General features: G+C 40.7%; 11 protein-coding genes. 5 read left to right on the top strand and 6 right to left on the bottom strand.

Going from position 1 to position 18,117, the window contains the following annotated elements; all coding sequences use genetic code 11:
* Positions 1–4: 4 nt before the first annotated feature.
* From C3F34_RS04130 to C3F34_RS04120, 3 genes are all read right to left on the bottom strand, one after another.
* On the bottom strand, positions 5–1,228 hold the full coding sequence (locus C3F34_RS04130) for an acetate/propionate family kinase (RefSeq protein ID WP_016168219.1): 1,224 nt from the start codon (positions 1,226–1,228) through the stop codon (positions 5–7).
* A gap of 303 nt (positions 1,229–1,531) precedes the next feature.
* Positions 1,532–1,933, bottom strand: coding sequence for a hypothetical protein (locus C3F34_RS04125; RefSeq protein ID WP_016168218.1), 402 nt, complete (start codon positions 1,931–1,933; stop codon positions 1,532–1,534).
* A gap of 129 nt (positions 1,934–2,062) precedes the next feature.
* The gene (locus tag C3F34_RS04120) at positions 2,063–3,328 is read right to left on the bottom strand and encodes a glutamate-5-semialdehyde dehydrogenase (RefSeq protein WP_104441118.1); all 1,266 of its coding nucleotides are present in this window, start codon (positions 3,326–3,328) and stop codon (positions 2,063–2,065) included.
* A gap of 307 nt (positions 3,329–3,635) precedes the next feature.
* Here C3F34_RS04120 and C3F34_RS04115 point away from each other — a divergent pair, with 307 nt between their 5' ends.
* On the top strand, positions 3,636–4,961 hold the full coding sequence (locus C3F34_RS04115) for an alpha/beta fold hydrolase (protein ID WP_104441117.1): 1,326 nt from the start codon (positions 3,636–3,638) through the stop codon (positions 4,959–4,961).
* 71 nt (positions 4,962–5,032) lie between these two features.
* Here the strand turns inward: C3F34_RS04115 and C3F34_RS04110 are convergent, their stop codons facing one another.
* Positions 5,033–5,908 (bottom strand): class I SAM-dependent methyltransferase, encoded by an 876-nt coding sequence (locus C3F34_RS04110; protein ID WP_044738699.1) that lies wholly within the window; start codon positions 5,906–5,908, stop codon positions 5,033–5,035.
* A 109-nt stretch (positions 5,909–6,017) separates the two neighbouring features.
* The gene (gene nagZ, locus C3F34_RS04105) at positions 6,018–7,037 is read right to left on the bottom strand and encodes a beta-N-acetylhexosaminidase (RefSeq protein WP_016168214.1); all 1,020 of its coding nucleotides are present in this window, start codon (positions 7,035–7,037) and stop codon (positions 6,018–6,020) included.
* A 225-nt stretch (positions 7,038–7,262) separates the two neighbouring features.
* Between nagZ and C3F34_RS04100 the strand changes: the two genes are divergently transcribed.
* Together C3F34_RS04100 and C3F34_RS04095 are read left to right on the top strand one after the other, a co-directional pair.
* The gene (locus C3F34_RS04100) at positions 7,263–9,452 is read left to right on the top strand and encodes a carboxy terminal-processing peptidase (protein ID WP_044738700.1); all 2,190 of its coding nucleotides are present in this window, start codon (positions 7,263–7,265) and stop codon (positions 9,450–9,452) included.
* Between the two features lie 274 nt (positions 9,453–9,726).
* Positions 9,727–11,775, top strand: coding sequence for an EAL domain-containing protein (locus C3F34_RS04095; RefSeq protein WP_104441116.1), 2,049 nt, complete (start codon positions 9,727–9,729; stop codon positions 11,773–11,775).
* Positions 11,776–11,866: 91 nt separating this feature from the next.
* Here C3F34_RS04095 and C3F34_RS04090 read toward each other — a convergent pair whose 3' ends face one another.
* A complete protein-coding gene (locus tag C3F34_RS04090) occupies positions 11,867–13,441 on the bottom strand; it encodes a sensor domain-containing diguanylate cyclase (RefSeq protein ID WP_104441115.1) in 1,575 nt (524 codons plus the stop codon).
* A 322-nt stretch (positions 13,442–13,763) separates the two neighbouring features.
* Between C3F34_RS04090 and C3F34_RS04085 the strand changes: the two genes are divergently transcribed.
* On the top strand, positions 13,764–15,026 hold the full coding sequence (locus C3F34_RS04085) for a sensor histidine kinase (protein WP_104442289.1): 1,263 nt from the start codon (positions 13,764–13,766) through the stop codon (positions 15,024–15,026).
* A 317-nt stretch (positions 15,027–15,343) separates the two neighbouring features.
* Positions 15,344–18,103: a bifunctional [glutamate--ammonia ligase]-adenylyl-L-tyrosine phosphorylase/[glutamate--ammonia-ligase] adenylyltransferase gene (gene glnE, locus C3F34_RS04080; protein WP_044738703.1), complete on the top strand. Its 2,760-nt coding sequence runs from the start codon at positions 15,344–15,346 to the stop codon at positions 18,101–18,103.
* Positions 18,104–18,117: the final 14 nt, after the last annotated feature.

Genomic DNA, 18,117 nt, shown 5'->3' with positions numbered 1-18,117 from the left:
TTGCTTAAGCAATCGCGGCAGTTGATTCAGGCTTTTTTGCAGTTGTCTGATTAACCTCATTGTCGACAACAATTGCTGTCTCTTTTGCGATACGACCTTCTTCATCGGTTGGAATCACCCAAATTTGTGGGCCAGTCCCTGCATCAATGCGGCCTTCAGTACCACGTTTGAGGTTGTTATTTTGTTCTTTGTTCAAGTTAAAACCGAAGTGCGGTAAGTAAGCCATGGTTTTTTCACGGATGTAAGCAGAGTTTTCACCAATGCCACCGGTGAAGAATAAACCATCTAAACGAGGTAAGCCACAGCTAAGTCCAGCTAAAGATTTTGCAAGGCGATAGCAGAACACTTCAATAGCCAAAGTCGCATCTTCATTGCCTTGTTCAGAGGCTTCAATCAAGGTGCGCATATCGTTAGACAAATTGTCAGATAAACCGAGTAAGCCACTTTCTTTGTTTAGCATCTTGTCAATTTTATAGACATCCCAACCAAGGTTAGCTGCCAAGAAGCTGTGTAAACTTGGGTCTACATCACCACTACGGGTACCCATCACAATACCTTCGAGTGGCGTTAAACCCATAGAGGTGTCAACACTTTGACCATTCCAGATGGCACAAGTCGAGCTACCGTTACCTAAGTGAGCTGTCAACCAGCCGCCTTGTTTTAAGCTACCTGCCAATTCTGAACCACGTTCAGACACATAAGCGTGGCTAGTGCCGTGGAAGCCATAGCGACGAACATTGTGTTCAGTGTATAAAAATTTAGGCACTGCATAGCGGTAAGCATGTGCAGGCATAGTTTGGTGGAATGCAGTATCAAATACTGCAACTTGTGGCAATTCAGGGAATAAACGCATCGTTGCATCTATGCCAACAAGATGTGCAGGGTTGTGAAGCGGTGCAAGCGGCGTCGCTTCACGAATACGTTCAATAATTTCTGGGGTGAGTAATTCAGCTTTGGTCAATGTACCACCATGTACAACGCGATGACCAATGGCTTGAGGGTTATAGTGAGAAAGACGCTCTAAAATTGTTTCTAATGCTTTTTCGTGATCAGCATGGGGAATAGACAGTTCTAGTGGTGCGCCACCAACAGTGACACCTTTAATGCGGGCTTCAGCAGAGCCTAAGTTTTCTGCCAAACCAAAAATACGATCTTCACGGCGCTCTGAAACAAGAGCATATTTAATTGAAGATGAGCCGCAGTTAATTACTAATACTGATGTAGACACGTTTATATACCCGAATTTTAATTGAAATAAGTCGTCCCTAAAGTGATCTTTATGCAGTACTTATCAATGCAATCCAGATCAGTAATAATGTTTTATCATGTGTTGATTTTCTGTCCTAGATAGACTTTAGGAGATTAGACTTAAGCACTATCGACCAGTGAAATAATAATAAATAAAATTTATAGGTTGATAGTTTTCATTTATTAATGAAATAGTGCTCAGACCTAAATTTTCCTTGCTGTACATCTTTAACACTAGCATGAGAAATGAATTTTGAGCAGGAGCTAAGTGTTGTTTTTATGCTTAGTTTTGATACTTGATTTCTGACCAGCGTACAATGACATAGGCAATTAATGCCACCATAAAAAAGACCAACATCATCCAAGCCAGACCTTGTAAGGTTTCGATGATCGTACGGTAAATTTCCAGTACCCAGCGTTCTTGAGTCAGTTCAATCACAATTTTTTTGTCATTTTCGGTATAAGTCAGCGGCGTGATGTATTTTTCCATATCGTAAATACGAATGCCTGAGGATGTTCCGACCACCATACCGGCAAATTTGGTGTATTTTGCCCAAGCTTCATGGATTGGATCGTGAATAATGCGCGCCAGAATAGCATTAATCGAATTGGAAAAAATTTTCATTACCGTAAAAGAAACCAGTAATGCCAGTAAAAAGGTACAAATGATCAAATAGTAAAACATGCGATTTCCCTTTTATCTTTTTCAATTTTTTTTATCATGTTACAAGATTTAGGGTGGGGATAGTGTAGTCGCTGTGTTCAGCTTCATGGCTGAAACTGAACACTTAAAAATACTTTAGATAGAGAGGAATTATTGGCGAATTTGACCGTCGCCTAACACAATCCATTTTTGCGAAGTCAGACCTTCCAGACCGACTGGGCCACGCGCATGAATCTTGTCGGTGGAAATGCCGATTTCAGCGCCTAGACCATATTCAAAGCCATCAGCAAAACGAGTAGAGGCATTCACCATTACTGAGCTAGAGTCAACACGAGCAAGGAATTGACGCGCCAAGCTGAAGTTTTCGGTAATGATGGCATCGGTATGGTGTGAACCATATTTGTTAATATGATCAATGGCTTCATCCATTCCTGATACTACTTTGATTGCCAAAATTGGGCCTAAATATTCGGTATACCAGTCTTCTTCACTCGCAGGTTTAACTCCTGAACCTAAAATACGTTGTGTTTCAGCGCAACCACGCAGTTCAACATTTTTCTCTGCATACAGCTCTGCAATGCGCGGTAAAAACTCTTCGGCAACGTTCTCATCAACCAAGAGGGTTTCCATGGCATTACACACGCCATAGCGATGAGTTTTTGCATTGAGTGCAATCGGTAGCGCCTTGAGTAAATCTGCTTGTGCTTCAACAAAAACATGGCAGTTGCCATCTAAATGTTTAATTACAGGAATACGGGCTTCATTGGTAATACGTTCGATTAACCCTTTGCCTCCACGTGGAACAATCACATCCACATATTCCGACATGGTGATCAAATGACCTACTGCTGCACGATCTGTTGTATTAATCACTTGAACTGAAGTTTCAGGCAAACCTGATGCTTTAAGTCCGTGCTGAATAGCAGCTGCAATGGCCTTATTCGATTCTAATGCTTCAGAACCACCACGTAAAATAATGGCATTACCTGACTTCAAGGCGAGTGAAGCGGCCTCCAAGGTCACGTTTGGGCGCGACTCATAAATCATGCCGACCACACCCAGAGGTACGCGCATTTTGCCAATTTGAATGCCAGTAGGGCGGTAGGCTAAATCTGTGATTTCACCAATCGGATCGACCAGACTGATGACATCTTTCAGACCTTGTAACATAGCTTTAAAGCGTGTGGGGGTAAGTTCTAAGCGATCAAGTAATGCACTGTCTAATTGATTGTTACGGCCTTTATCCATGTCTATTTGGTTGGCCGCTAAAATCGCAGACTCATTGTTCTGTAATGCTGTGTAAATTGCTGACAAAGCATTGTTTTTAGTTTGGGTAGAAGCGCTTGCTAACACGCGTGAAGCTTGGCGTGCTTGTTGTCCTACCGTTTGCATATATTGTTCAATCGACTCTTGCATGGCGGTTTGATCACTTAGAAATTTCAGTTCCGATAGTAACAGCCTGTGTACTGACAATGAAGTATCTCAGTGAAAATAGATAAAACTTTAGCGTACAGGATGCATCCTATCGCTTTTAGGGCAAAAAAAGACAAGCGGTCATGGAATGAGTTGCGCCTAAAAACAACCTTTGTATATGATGACAAGCGATAATGACATTGACGTCTTACACAAAAATAGAATGAGTTTGTGCTTAAAAATGGGCACATACGTTGCATTAAGTAGTGTCTTGCAAAATAAAAATAAGACAAGGATGGAGGCAAGGAATATGAATTCCATTATCCAATTGGACGCGGAATTACAGTCATCAATAAACCGTCATGGTTTTTTTGATTTATATAATAAGCACAGCTTTAAACAGCCAGCTCGAACCACTTGGATAGATGGATGGAAAATCGAGTATATGGCGATTGCTGAACCTGAAACACTTCACCGTACCCCGATTGTGATTATTGGTGGCGCATTCCAAAATTTTAACTCTTATAAATATTGTGTAGAGCAACTGTTTGCCGCAGGACCTGTCATTTTAATCGATTTACCTTCTATGGGCGCAAATCAGCAAATTACTAATGTCGGCACGGGGCTTTCGGCAGGGACATTAGAGTTAAGTGATCTCGCAGTCATGTTGGGACAGTGGTTGGATATTGTCGGGCTAAAGCGTGTTTCGGTCATGGGGATGTCTTTAGGTTCAGTATTGGCATCGGGTTTGGCAGATTTACGTCCAGAATTGATTGATCGCATGATTTTGATGGGGGTGATGCAAAAAACACGTAAAAGCTGGCGCATGTTACTCGAAGAATCCTTATTTTTAATGCAAGAACAGCGTATGGAGGAATTCGGTCAGGCAGTCATTTTGTATTTGGTGAATCATGCCAAATTAGATGTGACGCGAATGTCACCAACGGCAAAACGGTTGTTCTTTCGGCAGATGGCAGAATTTACTGCGACCGAGCAAGAACGCTATGAAATTAACTGTAATCGCTTGCTACGTTTAACTGATGTACCGATTCCGAGCTGTAAGGTTTTGGTTGCATGTGGTCAATATGATAGTTTCACCTTGCCTTATGAAAATGCCAATTTTGCCTTGCAATGTCCTGATATGGAATTTGCCATGATTGCCAACGCGGATCATGTGCCACAATTACAACGCCGCAAAGAAACCATGCATTTATTCGCAACTTATTTGCGTGGCGAATCTATTCAGCAGTTAGATGGTATTCTGAATATGACTCGAGCGCAGTTATTTACCATGGAACGTCGAGGCGAAGCAAGAATTCAGGTGAGTCAACCATTTACTCATTTAACTCATCGTCATTCAGATTTACAGTTATCAACTGAAATTGAAGATATGAATTTCTTTGGTTTAAAACTCAATTTTACCCAAGGTGACAGTCAAATCGCTGCGCAATATCCACGTGATTTAGCTTTACATCTGCACGATGAAGAGGGTTCTTTTACGATTGAATGTTTAATCTTTGAGATCGGTGAAACACATGTTCGTGCCTTATTTAAGCATGGCAGTTTTGACGTGGCAGAACGTCTACTGCGCTATATTCAACGCCAGCAAGCCTTGATGATGTCGGCAAGTGCTTAAAATCTTGTGACCCTAAATTTGTAATCAAGGATCAATGAAAGGGGGAGCTATAAACAGCTCCCCCTTTTGTTTTAATGTTTTAAATAGGGATGTAAGGTACGGGGTTTACTTGTGGCGTGTAGCATCCAGACCAGATCGCCAAGATGTTCTTCCGATGTGGTTTCATCTGTTTGCACTTGGAAATAGAGTTTGGGTTGAATGACAGATGATGTTTGAAAACCCGCATCTTGCAAAAAAATCTGAAGCTCATTTGGTTGAGTAAAGTGAAAACTAAAGGCACTACGAGACATCATTTTTAACAGTTTGCTGCTGCTCCAAATGATATGTGCCAATTTATTTTTGACGGGTTCAGGATAAATATCGCTGAGATAGTGGATTTCGGGAAAATGCTTCCCGTTGTTGTTGATGGCTTGGAATAATTGTGCCAATGAGGTTTTATCAAAATAGTTAATCAGCCCTTCACTAATTACTACCAGTGGAAAGCGCGTGTCAAATTTTTGAAAAACCTGAGAAAATTCATCGCTAAAAATATCAGCACTCAGTACCTGAGGGCTATTGGATTCAAGTTGTTGCAGTGCTTGAGTTTTGACGTGTGCCATTTCGGGTAAGTCTAATTCTCGATAGACCAAATTAGGAAACTTGCGACGGAAACTCCAACCGCGCGGTGAAAGCCCACATGCAATTTCTAAGACTTGTAGTTGCGGGTGCTGGGCAATCAATTGATAAAGATGTTCATCAATCATGCGGTGGCGTTGCTTTAAGGTGCTGCGCATACTTCCCCCTACATAGCGTTCTGCCCAAGACTCTAATGGATGCACCAGTTTTGCTAAAAATTTACCTTTGGCAGTGGCAAAAACTGCATTTGAAATCCCCATTTGATACCAAATATAACCTGTGTAATGGGCTGTAAAAGAGATATGGCGATGTTGTGAAAGTCCTTCTGACATGTCTTCCTGACCTACTTTTTTGTTTTGATTTTAGTACAGCAATAGTTGCTGAAAGTGCTTACATCATAATGAAAAAGGAGCACTTTGTGGTGCTCCTTCCGTCGAATAGTTAGTTAGCATTTCTAAAGGCGGTAATGTTGTCTCTGACACGTTGCCATTCAGCACCCAGCGCTAAAGTTTCACCAATTTGAATATTCGGGATTTTCCCGCGCATACGTTCTAAACGTTGCTGATTTGGTAGAGGCAGTTCAGTCATGCCTGCCAAAGCAATACATTGTGCAGCACGATCATTACATACCAGCCCCATATCACAGCCTGCTTTCAGTGCAGCTTGAATGCGAGCATCGGCACCGCCTGCAACACAGGCCGCTTGCATGCTTAAGTCGTCAGAGAACAGTACGCCATCAAACTTTAACTCTTGACGAAGAATGTTTTGAATCCAGAACTCAGAGAAGCCTGCTGGGTTCGGATCGACCTGATCATAAATTACATGAGCAGGCATAAGGGCATCGAGTTGCGGCATCAGTTGAATAAAACTTTGCATGTCTTTAGCAAAGATTTCGGCATAGGGACGTGAATCAATGGCAGCCGCGACATGTGAGTCTGCCTTCACTGAGCCATGCCCAGGAAAGTGTTTGCCTGTTGAAGCCATACCTGCACGTTTCATGCCTTTCAGAAAAGCACTGGCAAGTGGCACAATGTCTTGCATGTTCTTGGCAAAACCACGGTCACCAATCACATCGCTAATGTCGTTTAAGTCGAGTACAGGTGCAAAGCTAAAATCAATCCCAACAGCCAAAACTTCAGTTGCCATGAGCCAGCCGCATTGTTCAGCAAGGTCTAATGCCTGCTCAGCATTAGTCTGGTATAACTCACCAAAGCGGCCCATTGCAGGAAGTAGGGTAAAGCCTTGTTTTAAACGTTGTACACGACCGCCTTCCTGATCGACCGCAATTAAAATTTCAGGACGAATTTGACGCATATGATCGGTCAGTGCACGGACTTGTTGTGGGGACTGAATATTTCGTGCAAATAAAATAACGCCACCGACTTGCGGAGCTTGCAATAGTTCAATATCTTCTTGGGTAAGTTCTGTGCCAGCGATGTCTAGCATCAATGCGCCAATCATATCGGTGTCCGTGTTTGAATTATTTAAATAAAGAGGCTGAAGGGATCAGCTTCCGCGAAACAATACCCGAATTTTGCAATGATTTGCTACATTTTGTCAGCACAGATTATGATAAAACTACACGACATAAACATATTTAGTTGTTTAAGATGTTGAATCTGCACCATTCATGTTGAATAACGAAGCAGTAATTTTGGTCAAAAACCAAGGAAGTACAAATTATTTATGAAACTTCAAACAATAGCTTGTGCAGTTGCCATTGCGACTGGTGGTTTGTTTTTCACACACGCAATCAATCAAGCAATTGCAGCCAACGATACCGCTGTAGTCTCAAAATCTGTCGTGCCAACAAAAGAACAAGCGCTGGTTTCACGACAATTGGCAACCTTAGTTGACCGTCAACATTATTTAAATATGCGTTTGGATGCAGATACTTCGAATCGTATTCTCGATTTTTATCTGGACAGCTTAGATCCAGACCATACGATTTTTCTGAACTCAGAAGTTGAGCAATATAAGAAACAATATGGGGCGACCTTTGGTGCGGCATTAAAAGCGGGGGATTTAACAGGTCCCTACGCGATTCATGCCCAATATCGTGAGCGTTTGGCGCAGTTTTATGAGTTTATGTTGGCAGAGCTGAAAAAACCGCAAAACTTGAATCAGCCAAATGTCTACATCGATGTTGATCGTGAAAAAGCGGCTTATTTTAAAAATACTCAAGAGCAGCGTACTTATTGGCACAAAATGCTGGTGTCACAACTCATCAATTTGACCATCAGCAAACAAGAAGAACTGGCTAAGCAAAAAGTGTTAAAAGATAATCCTGAACTTGCCAATGGGCAGGATTTAACCAGCCCAGAAGATTTAACACCTGTTCAGACGTTGACCAAACGCTATACCCGTCAATTGGAACGAATTAGCCGTACCAAAAGTGATGATGTTTTAGATAAAACCTTAAATGCAATGATGCTGACCTATGATCCGCACAGCAACTATTTCCCACCTGTCGATGCGATGGAATTGAACCGTCAAACGACTTTGCAGTTGGAAGGGATTGGGGTATCTATTCGTCCAGAACGTGGTAATGAAGACTATACCAAGATTGAAACTATTGTAGATGGTGGGCCTGCAAGCAAAACAGGACAAGTGAAGTCGGGTGACCGCATTATTGGTGTGGCACAAGATGGCGAAAAAATGATAGATGTTGTGGGTTGGCCAAGCAATGAAATTGTGGGATTGATTCGTGGTAAACGTGGAACCAAAGTAACTGTACGCTTGTTGGCAACAGGTGCTTCAATGAGCCAAGCACGCAATGTGACGATTGTACGTGATGTGATTCAGGAAGAAGATGCAGGGGTGCGTTCACGCGTGGTCGAAGTGAAACGTGATGGCAAAGTGCACCGTATGGGTGTCATTGAAATTCCGTCTTTCTATTTGAATTATCGCGCACGTCGTGCAGGCAATGAATACCGTTCAGTGTCTGAAGATACCAATAATGCCCTGAAAGACCTACAAACGAAAAATGTAGAAGGTATCATTATTGATTTGCGTAATAACCCAGGTGGCTCTTTGGAAGAAGTAGCACGTATGTTAGGGCAGGTGATTAAGTCGGGTCCAGTGGTACAAATTCGTGATGGCAATGGCAATGTAAGCGTGTTTGAAGATGATGATGGTGGCGCGCAAACCTATGCTGGTCCACTGGCAGTATTAGTTAATTTGGCTTCTGCTTCGGCGAGTGAAATTTACTCTGCTGCGATTCAAGATTATGAACGTGGCATTGTGATTGGTAGCACCACCACAGGTAAGGGAACTGCGCAAGTTCAACTGGATAGTTTGGCTTATGGGCAGGCGACCTTGACTCAACGTAAGTTCTACCGTGTTACAGGTGGAAGCACACAAAACAAAGGTGTCATTCCAGATGTAACGTTGGTGGATATTTATAACGAAGAGTTTGGTGAGCGTAAAGCGAAGAATGCCTTGAAATGGGATACAATTCCAACAGCACCATTCAAGCGTGAAGGTTCGGTTAAACCTTATGTACAACAACTTGATCAAGCTTCTGAACAACGCGTGAGTGTCGAGCCACAGTTCAAATATTTGGAACAGCGTAAAGCGATTGCGAAAAAGTCGGATGAGCAAAAACGTATCGTGTTGGACATTGAACAACGTAAGGCTGAGTTGATTGCACTAGAGCAAGAAACTTTACATGCAGAAAATCAGCGTCGTCAGGCAACAGGTCAAAAGCCATATGCAAATTGGGAGAGCTATCAAGCATCTCTAGATGCATTAGCGGAGTCTCGTGCTAAAATGAAAGCAACACAACGTCCTGCATTGCCTGAAGAGGAAGCATTTGTGACCGAAGCTGCGAATGTATTACTTGACTATGCGAAAATCCAGAAAGTGAAGTCCTAATTCTTTAGCAGCACAGATCAGATTTAAAGCCAGTCCAATTGGGCTGGCTTTATTGTATTTTAAGTATAAAAAAGGCATAAAAAATAAATGGATAACGGTTAATTGTGGCACGCTTTTTTTAAAAATAATACAGAATAAACACTTGACCAAAACGACAGAGTATTAGATTCTAAACAAGATTATAAAATTTGAAAAAACTTTACGTTTTTTATCGCTTGAGAGCTCGACTTTGAATGTATTGATAAAAAAAAGATGACCTAAACGGAAGCTTTATATGGTTCATATACATTATGATTTAAGCCTAGTTATAGGTTCTATTTTATTTGCTTTGTTGGCATGTTTAATGGTCGTGTCACTCGAACAATTGTTATTTCATGGGCCGCAGCAGAAGCTTCACAAGGTAATTTTGGTGACCAGTGGGTTGGTGCTTGGGGTTGCCATTTGGTGTATGCATTTTATTGCTATTTTCGCTTGCCATTTTCCAGAATCATTTAGCATAGATTTTTGGCTAACTCTAACTTCATATTTAATCGCATTTACTGCATCCACATTTGCTATTTGGTTAATTACACGTCCAACTTTGTCATTTGCACGTCTCATTATGGGGGCGGTGTTGATGGGATTAGGAATCTCTGGTATGCACTATACAGGGATGCTTGCACTTGAATTACCGTCTTATCATATTCAATACGACGTCATGTTGGTGGTGTTCTCGATTATTTTTGCAATTTGTGGTTCGGGTTTAACATTCTGGTTAACCTTTAGATATAAAGCGGCAATTAAATATAAATTCTGGTTAAAACTGGGTATTGCATTATTGCTGTCAACCACAATTGTGGGTATGCATTTTAGTGGTATGGCAGCAACCAAGTTTGTGAAACATCCGACCGATCTAATCAACTTAAATCAATCAGGTTATAGTCTCATTTTATTTACCGTATTATTGGTGACTTCCCTGATTTTTATTGCTGCATTTTTTGTGGCGATGCTAGAGCAACGCTTAGAAGAGCGCAACTTACAATTATATATTGCAAATCAAGAGTTGGCGAAACAAGCGGTTAGAGATAATCTGACTAAGCTGCCGAATCGGTTGTATTTAGCTGAATATGCACATTTTCTATTTACCAATCACCGTTACAATGACCAAAAAATTGCTTTTCTTTTTATTGATTTAGATCGTTTTAAAGGTGTGAATGATGTCTTTGGTCATCACGTTGGCGACCAATTGTTGGTACAGCTTTCAAGCCGTATTCACGCCCAATTGAATGAACACCAAAAATTACTTCGTATTGGTGGTGATGAGTTCTTGATGGTGATTGAAGATGCAAGTTTGGAACAAGCCGAGCGTATGGCAAATATTGCACTTGAACAAATTCAAAATAGCTTTTTGATTGCAGGGAAGGAAATTAATATCTCGGCAAGTGTTGGTATCGCGATGTTCCCTGAACATGGCAATAATCTGCAAGATTTATTAATCAATGCCGATGCGGCAATGCTTTCCTCGAAATATCAGGGACGCAACACCTATTCGGTATTTAACTACACAGTAGATCAGCAAGAAACTAAAAGTTTAACCAAATTAATCAATGATTTATATAAGGCTGTAGAAGAGCAGCAATTTATCTTATTTTACCAACCTAAATTTACTACACGCGATCATCAAATTTGTGGCGTGGAAGCATTAATTCGTTGGCAGCATCCTAGTTTGGGGTTATTAACCCCGAATATGTTTATTCGTGGCGCGGAAAAGACGGGACTCATTATTGAATTGGGCTATTGGGTGCTTGAGCAAGCTTGCCGTCAGATTCAAATTTGGGAAAAAAATAACGCCCCATTTTTCCCTGTTGCTGTAAACCTATCTGCCGTGCAATTTGAGCACAAGCATTTATTCACCAACCTTGAGCAGTTATTTGAAAAATATCAAATTGATCCAAGCCATTTGATGATTGAAATTACAGAAACGACGGCTATGCATCACATTGAGTCTAGTATTTTGAGTTTCGAGCGTTTGCGCCAAATGGGCATTAAGTTGGCAATTGATGATTTTGGTACAGGACATTCAAGTTTTCTGTATTTAAAAAATCTTCCTGTAGATGAGCTGAAAATTGATCGTGAGTTTATTTACGATTTAGAAGTTGATTCTAAAGAAGAAATGATTTTAGAAAGTATTATTCAACTTGCGATTAAACTCGGTTCGGTGGTGACCGCTGAAGGGGTGGAATGTGCCTCACAAGCTGAAATTCTATCGCGTTTAGGTTGCCAACAGCTACAAGGCTATTTACTTGCTATGCCAATGGAAGTTGAGCAACTCGAACGTTTTTAACTATTAAACTAAAGTACGTTGATGTATTGGTCGGATTTTTGATTGTACAAGATGGTTCCTTGGGCAGGATTAAATTTTAAAGTACTTTTAGTCACATACAGATACGGTTGCGTCCATTAGCTTTGGCTTGATAGAGGTTTTCATCGGCTAGTTTCATTACCGCTTTAATATGTATGGAAGAGTCGGGCCAATGTGCAAGACCAATCGAAACAGTGATAGGACCAATGCCTTCAATTAAAGTTGATTCTAGTTTGAGTCTTAGGCGTTCTGCTAATTTATAACCAATATTTAAATCAGTACTAGGTGTTAGAACAATAAATTCCTCGCCACCAAAACGACAGCACACATCATTATCACGGAAGTTGGCCTGAATCAGTTCAGCCACTTTTTGTAAAACCACATCACCCTTGTCATGCCCATAGGTATCATTGACTTGTTTGAAATGATCAATATCAATGGCAATCACACAAAACTTGGTTTTGGCATTAATCAATTCTTGGGTAAATACATCCATACCTCGACGGTTATAAAAGCCTGTCAGTGGGTCAGTGTTGACGTGGTAATTTAGCTCATTAATCCTCTTTTTAAAGTTTTGAGCACTTAGTAGTAAAGAGAGGCGGAATTTTAAAACTTCAAAATACCAAGGTTCAATGCTTTTGATTCTTTGATCGATATCTGGAGTATTCAATACACTGGCCATTTTTGCCAGTTGTTCTAGTGGGTTGGAAATAAGATAAGCAATACGCCAGACGATAAAGAAAATAACCAGATAAAAGATCGACATACCGAATAAAGTTTTATAAACAATACTGGTGGCTTGTTCTAATAATACTGCTGTGGGCTGCTGAGAAATGATGATCCATTTGGTGGAAGGCACATAGGCAAAACCCGCGAGATTTTCTCGCCCTTGACTATTTATCAATTCAATTTTTCCATACTTGGTTGCTTGAATTTGAGCAAGCCCTGAGTTGTGCGTGACTGTTTCACCAATACGTTTAGCATCAGGATGAAAAATAATGCGATTGTATTGATCAAGCACATACATATAACTATTTTGATAATTATATTTGATACTGAGTAACTCTCGGATTAAATTATTTTTCTTTAAATACAACGCTCCGCCAATAAAACCGAGATATTGGTGGTTTTGGTCAAAAATCGGTTGGGAGATAAAGACGATTAAATTATGTCGAATGGAATAGTAAGGATGTGTGATAACAGGAGCTTTTTTTTCTAATGACAGTTGAATGCCATAGGTTTTATTGACTTGCTGTTTATTAAATGCCAATTGTTCAGGGGCATAGCTGACAAAACGTCCTTCTTTATTAATCACCACGACACTATCAAAAAAATCTGATTGATAACGTAGACGATTGACTTCATTTTGTAGAGTGGCAGGGTCATCAAAAGAATGCCCCAAAATTTCTGCACTATATGCCAGTTGCTTAACTAGACTTTTAAATTGTAAATCCGTTCCTTGCGCAATTTTTGAAGCATAATCAAAATTAACTGATAATGAATTTTCAATTAGTTGTTGACGCTGAATGTAATAGCTGACTGCCAATGAAATCACGAATAGGCTAAATACACTAAACATGGCAAGAAAAAGAATTAACTTTCTCAAATCTAGATTGAGTTTTGAAAGTAGCCTTTGCAGAGAGGTCATCACAATATGGGTCAGGTGCTGTTGAAAATGTCGTATATGCTAAATGCTGTCGAGTGACGATATTGGATTGAAAGTCAGTCTGAATAAAACTTGTTTTACATAGGACAATGTATAGAGAAACGAGATAAAAATCTAGTTTTGATGAAATTTATCTATGCGTTTAATACGCGTATGACTGGTCAACTCAGAGATTAAGTATTATATTGTTTTTGTAAATATATTTTAATTTTTTGTATCATAATTAAAAAATCGGTTCTTAATTAAAGGTTTAGCTCAATCTGTACAATCTACCTTCGCAATGTTTGATTTTTCCGAGGCAATTATGAACATACAACTCTTAGAAATTGGCTCAGAAACCGAGCAGTTAAGTGCTTGTAGACTTTCATTACTGTTGGGGATTACCTCATCACAGAATCAGATTGCGACTTATCTCAGATTGGCACGTCAATTGTTGGCAGTAGATTATGCTGTTTTACAATTTAATAATGAGCCTTATGCGTGGGTGTCAATGCAGTCAGGTTTAAAAGCTTATACCAGCCCTTCATTGTTTCCAAATTTGGTTAGACATGCGTATATCGATGAGCGACATCCTGATTATTCGAAATTTTTAACAGTGATTTCGACTTTAGGCTTAGTATCACAACCCCGTTTAGTTATTTTGAATTTACAAAATAGCCAAGGTGATTCGGTTGGTCATGTGGCTTTATTTGGTCCTCAAACACAAGCATTTTCGCAAGATCAGATTCAGATGGTGCAAGAGTTATTCGCTAGTTTAATGAAGCACATTGAACTTAAAATCGATTATGCAGAACTAAAAGAAATGTATGAGCAGCAGTCTGCATTAAATTTTAGTAAAACCAAGTTTTTTCAAATTATTGCGCATGATTTACGTGCTCCATTTCATGGCTTGCTCGGATTTTCAGAAGTGTTAGCCCAAGAGCGTGGCAGTTTGGATGAAGATAGTATTCAGAATATTGCCGACTATTTACATGACACGACGCAATCTACGTATAGCTTATTGGAAAGTTTGCTTAATTGGGCGATGGCAGAAGGTGGTCGTTTTGTCTTCCATCCGATTAATTTCCAGTTAAAACAAGCTTCAAAAATTGTTTTTAATGTGTTGAATGGCTTAGCCATTAAAAAGAAGATTCAATTGATTGATGCTATACCCGAAGAAATTAAAGTTTTTGCTGATATTAATATGGTCACTTCGGTGATTCAGAATTTAGTTTCCAATGCGTTAAAGTTTACTCATATGGATGGTTCTGGTGTAGTCAAAATTTCTGCTGAAGTCACAAGCAAAGGGGTCGAGATTGCGATTCAAGACACAGGTTTGGGTATGACTTCGCAACAAATTGAACAGCTATTTCAACCACGGTTAACGGTTAGTTTTAAAGGCACTGATGGCGAAAAGGGCATGGGGCTTGGTTTAGTGCTGTGTAAACGTTTTGTAGAAATTAATCAGGGCGAAATTCAAGTACAATCCAAAGAGGGGGAAGGGACTTTATTTAAAGTGACTTTGCCGCAAGCGGAATCTTATTTAGCCCTGAGTCAAAACCAAAAGAAACAAGAAATCTCGTCTTAATCACATATCTTTTCCAGATGATTCATATTGTTCTAAAAAAATCGTTCAAAATGACATGCATTCGGTAGTATCCCAGCATTTGATTGAGTACACTCGAAATGAAGTCGAATTCAGACTTATGCCCAATATCGGCTCAGCATATTTCGAAATATGCTGAGTATTCGGTCAGAACTTAACTGATTCAAAGTGTCCTTCATGCTTGAATCTGGGTGAAAACTGGAATGATTATCTGCAGATGAAAATTAAGATGTCATGAATTTCGATCGTCGAAAAATAAATTGAATGAAGCATGTGCTAAAGCAGGAGAAAAACGCTTGATGAACGCTGAACAATTGCAGAAAACGTTGTGTGCGAGCCAATATGCAGAACAGGTTTTGGCAATTCATAAGAGCTTATTAGAACAAGATTATGGCGTTGATCAGTTTCAGACTTCACTCACCACCTCGCAAATTTTTTTACACGTTCACCAAGAATTAGACAACGTAGAAGATGAAACCACATGGCTACGCTTAAGTCGAATTCTACGGGCACGTTTGATGTTTCGCTGGATTTGGCAAGATGCGAACCAATTGACCGATGTTGTGACCTTAACACGCGAGCTATCCGATTTTGCGGATGCGATGGTTTGTGCAGCGAAAGATTTTGCACGTAAACCTCTGATTGCCAAGCATGGCGAGCCAATAGGCTATAGCGGTAAAGTCCAAGACTTGATCGTGATTGCCATGGGAAAACATGGTGCACAAGAGTTAAACCTATCGAGCGACATCGATCTGATTTTTGCCTTCGATGAGCAAGGCGAAACCAATGGGCGTAAATGTATTGAGGTCCAGCAGTTTTGTATTCTTTGGGGGCAAAAGCTGATTTATTTACTGGATCACATGACTGCCGATGGTTTTGTGTTCCGTGTGGATATGCGTCTACGTCCGTGGGGAGATGGATCTGCGCTCGCAATTAGCCATGTAGCTTTGGAAAAATATTTGAGTCAGCATGGTCGTGAATGGGAGCGTTATGCTTGGATTAAAGCGCGTATTGTGACGGGGGGCAAGGAAGGGGATGAGCTGCTTGCCATGACGCGTCCATTTGTGTTCCGACGCTACGTTGATTACACCGCATTTGAAGCCATGCGCGAAATGAAAGCCATGATCGAACGAGAAGTGGCGCGTCGTAATATTGAAGATGACATTAAACTAGGTGCAGGCGGGATTCGTGAAGTCGAATTTATCGTACAGGTATTCCAATTAATTTATGGCGGTTCAAAACTCGAGTTGCAAGATCGTCAATGTCTGGTGAGTCTGCATCATTTGGGTGAAGTCGGATTACTTGATCCACAAGTTGTAGTTGAATTGGAAGATGCCTATTTATTTTTACGTCGAGTTGAACATGCTATTCAAGCGTTAAATGATCAACAAACACAATCTTTACCTCATGAGCCTGAGTTACGCCAACGTATGGTAGAGACTTTGGGTTATGCTGACTGGCAAGCATTTTTGGATGTACTCAATCAAAAGCGTGCCAAAGTCATTTATCAGTTTGAGCATTTGATTAAAGAAAAAGAACCTGACCCATTGGTCGAGAGTTTTGGTCAGTTAGAACAACGTTTACAAGCCGTATTGGATGATGATGCTAAAAATTTGGTGCATGAATTTTGGTATGGTAATGCTTTGAAAAAGTTGCCTGCAAAAGCGGTTCAGCGTTTGAAAATGTTCTGGCCACATTTGATTGAAGCGATTTTAGAGTCAGATAAACCACAAACCGCCTTATTACGCTTAATGCCTTTGGTCGAATCGGTAATGCGCCGTACTGTGTATCTGGTGATGTTGATTGAGAGCAAGGGTGCGCTACAGCGTTTAGTCAAAATGGCGACTGTTAGTCCCTGGATTTGTGAAGAATTGACGCATTATCCCGTATTGCTAGATGAATTTTTATCGATGGATTTTGAATTGCCTCGCCGTCAAGATTTACAAGATTCATTACGTCAGCAATTGCTGCGTATTGAACTCGATGAAGTCGAAGACCTGATGCGGGTGTTACGTCTCTTTAAAAAATCTAATGTTTTGGCGGTAGCAGCCAGCGATGTTCTAGCTGAAAGTCCACTCATGAAAGTCTCTGATGCCTTAACCGATATTGCGGAAGTATCGGTGAATGCAACCTTGAACATGGCATATCAAATGGTTGCGAAAAGACATGGCTTTCCACTCGATATTGAAGGGCAGCGCTGTGCCATTGACCATATGGCTTTTGCCGTTGTGGGCTATGGTAAGGTGGGCGGCATTGAGTTGGGCTATGGTTCGGATTTAGATTTGGTGTTTATTCATTATATGGATGAACAAGCAGATACAGATGGCCCGAAATCCATTAGTGGCTTTGAATTTGCCATGCGGGTGGCCCAAAAGTTTATCTCATTGATGACGACACAAACCCTCGATGGTCGAGTCTATGAAATTGATACACGTTTACGCCCTTCGGGTGAGGCTGGTGTTTTGGTTACCAGTCTAAAAGCCTTTGAGCAGTATCAACTTAAAAATGCTTGGTTATGGGAGCATCAGGCATTGGTTCGTGCACGTTCGATTGCAGGCGAAGAAACACTGCGGGAAAAGTTCGAGCAACTGCGTTGCCGAATCTTAACCTTGCCTAGAGAAGAGGCAAATGTACGTGAAGAAGTGCTCAAAATGCGTCAGAAAATGAAAGACCATTTAGGTTCTTCTAAAGAACAGCAAAAAGATGGAATTTTTCATTTAAAACAGGATGCAGGTGGTATCGTTGATATTGAATTTATGGCACAGTATGCTGTGTTAGCCTGGAGTGGGTCGAATCCCGATCTCGCCCACTACTCCGACAATGTACGAATCCTTGAAGACGCTGCAAAAGCAGGTTGCTTATCCAGTAACGATGCAACAGCATTGATTCAAGCTTATCTCAGTGAACGAGCCGAGAGCCACCGTTTAGCGCTTGCGAATCAATCCATGCAAGTCAATGCTGCGGATTGGCACAATACCCGCGTGATCGTTTGCAAGTTATGGCAAAGATTAATAGATCCAACTGCTACGGCTATGTTGGATAAAAATGACAGTATATAAAAATTTGGAGTGTG

This window comes from Acinetobacter sp. ACNIH2, from assembly GCF_002934965.1.
Lineage (GTDB): Bacteria > Pseudomonadota > Gammaproteobacteria > Pseudomonadales > Moraxellaceae > Acinetobacter > Acinetobacter tandoii.
The sequence above is the reverse complement of the archived record's forward strand: the minus strand, read 5'-3'. Positions and strand labels throughout refer to the sequence as shown.

Bases quoted from the DNA above. Each gene is read 5' to 3' on its own strand.
- C3F34_RS04125 (WP_016168218.1), bottom strand. From the start codon at position 1,933: ATGTTTTACTATTTGATCATTTGTACCTTTTTACTGGCATTACTGGTT.
- C3F34_RS04120 (WP_104441118.1), bottom strand. From the start codon at position 3,328: ATGCAAGAGTCGATTGAACAATATATGCAAACGGTAGGACAACAAGCA.
- C3F34_RS04115 (WP_104441117.1), top strand. From the start codon at position 3,636: ATGAATTCCATTATCCAATTGGACGCGGAATTACAGTCATCAATAAAC.
- C3F34_RS04110 (WP_044738699.1), bottom strand. From the start codon at position 5,908: ATGTCAGAAGGACTTTCACAACATCGCCATATCTCTTTTACAGCCCAT.
- nagZ (WP_016168214.1), bottom strand. From the start codon at position 7,037: ATGATTGGCGCATTGATGCTAGACATCGCTGGCACAGAACTTACCCAA.
- C3F34_RS04100 (WP_044738700.1), top strand. From the start codon at position 7,263: ATGAAACTTCAAACAATAGCTTGTGCAGTTGCCATTGCGACTGGTGGT.
- C3F34_RS04095 (WP_104441116.1), top strand. From the start codon at position 9,727: ATGGTTCATATACATTATGATTTAAGCCTAGTTATAGGTTCTATTTTA.
- C3F34_RS04090 (WP_104441115.1), bottom strand. From the start codon at position 13,441: ATGACCTCTCTGCAAAGGCTACTTTCAAAACTCAATCTAGATTTGAGA.
- C3F34_RS04085 (WP_104442289.1), top strand. From the start codon at position 13,764: ATGAACATACAACTCTTAGAAATTGGCTCAGAAACCGAGCAGTTAAGT.
- glnE (WP_044738703.1), top strand. From the start codon at position 15,344: ATGAACGCTGAACAATTGCAGAAAACGTTGTGTGCGAGCCAATATGCA.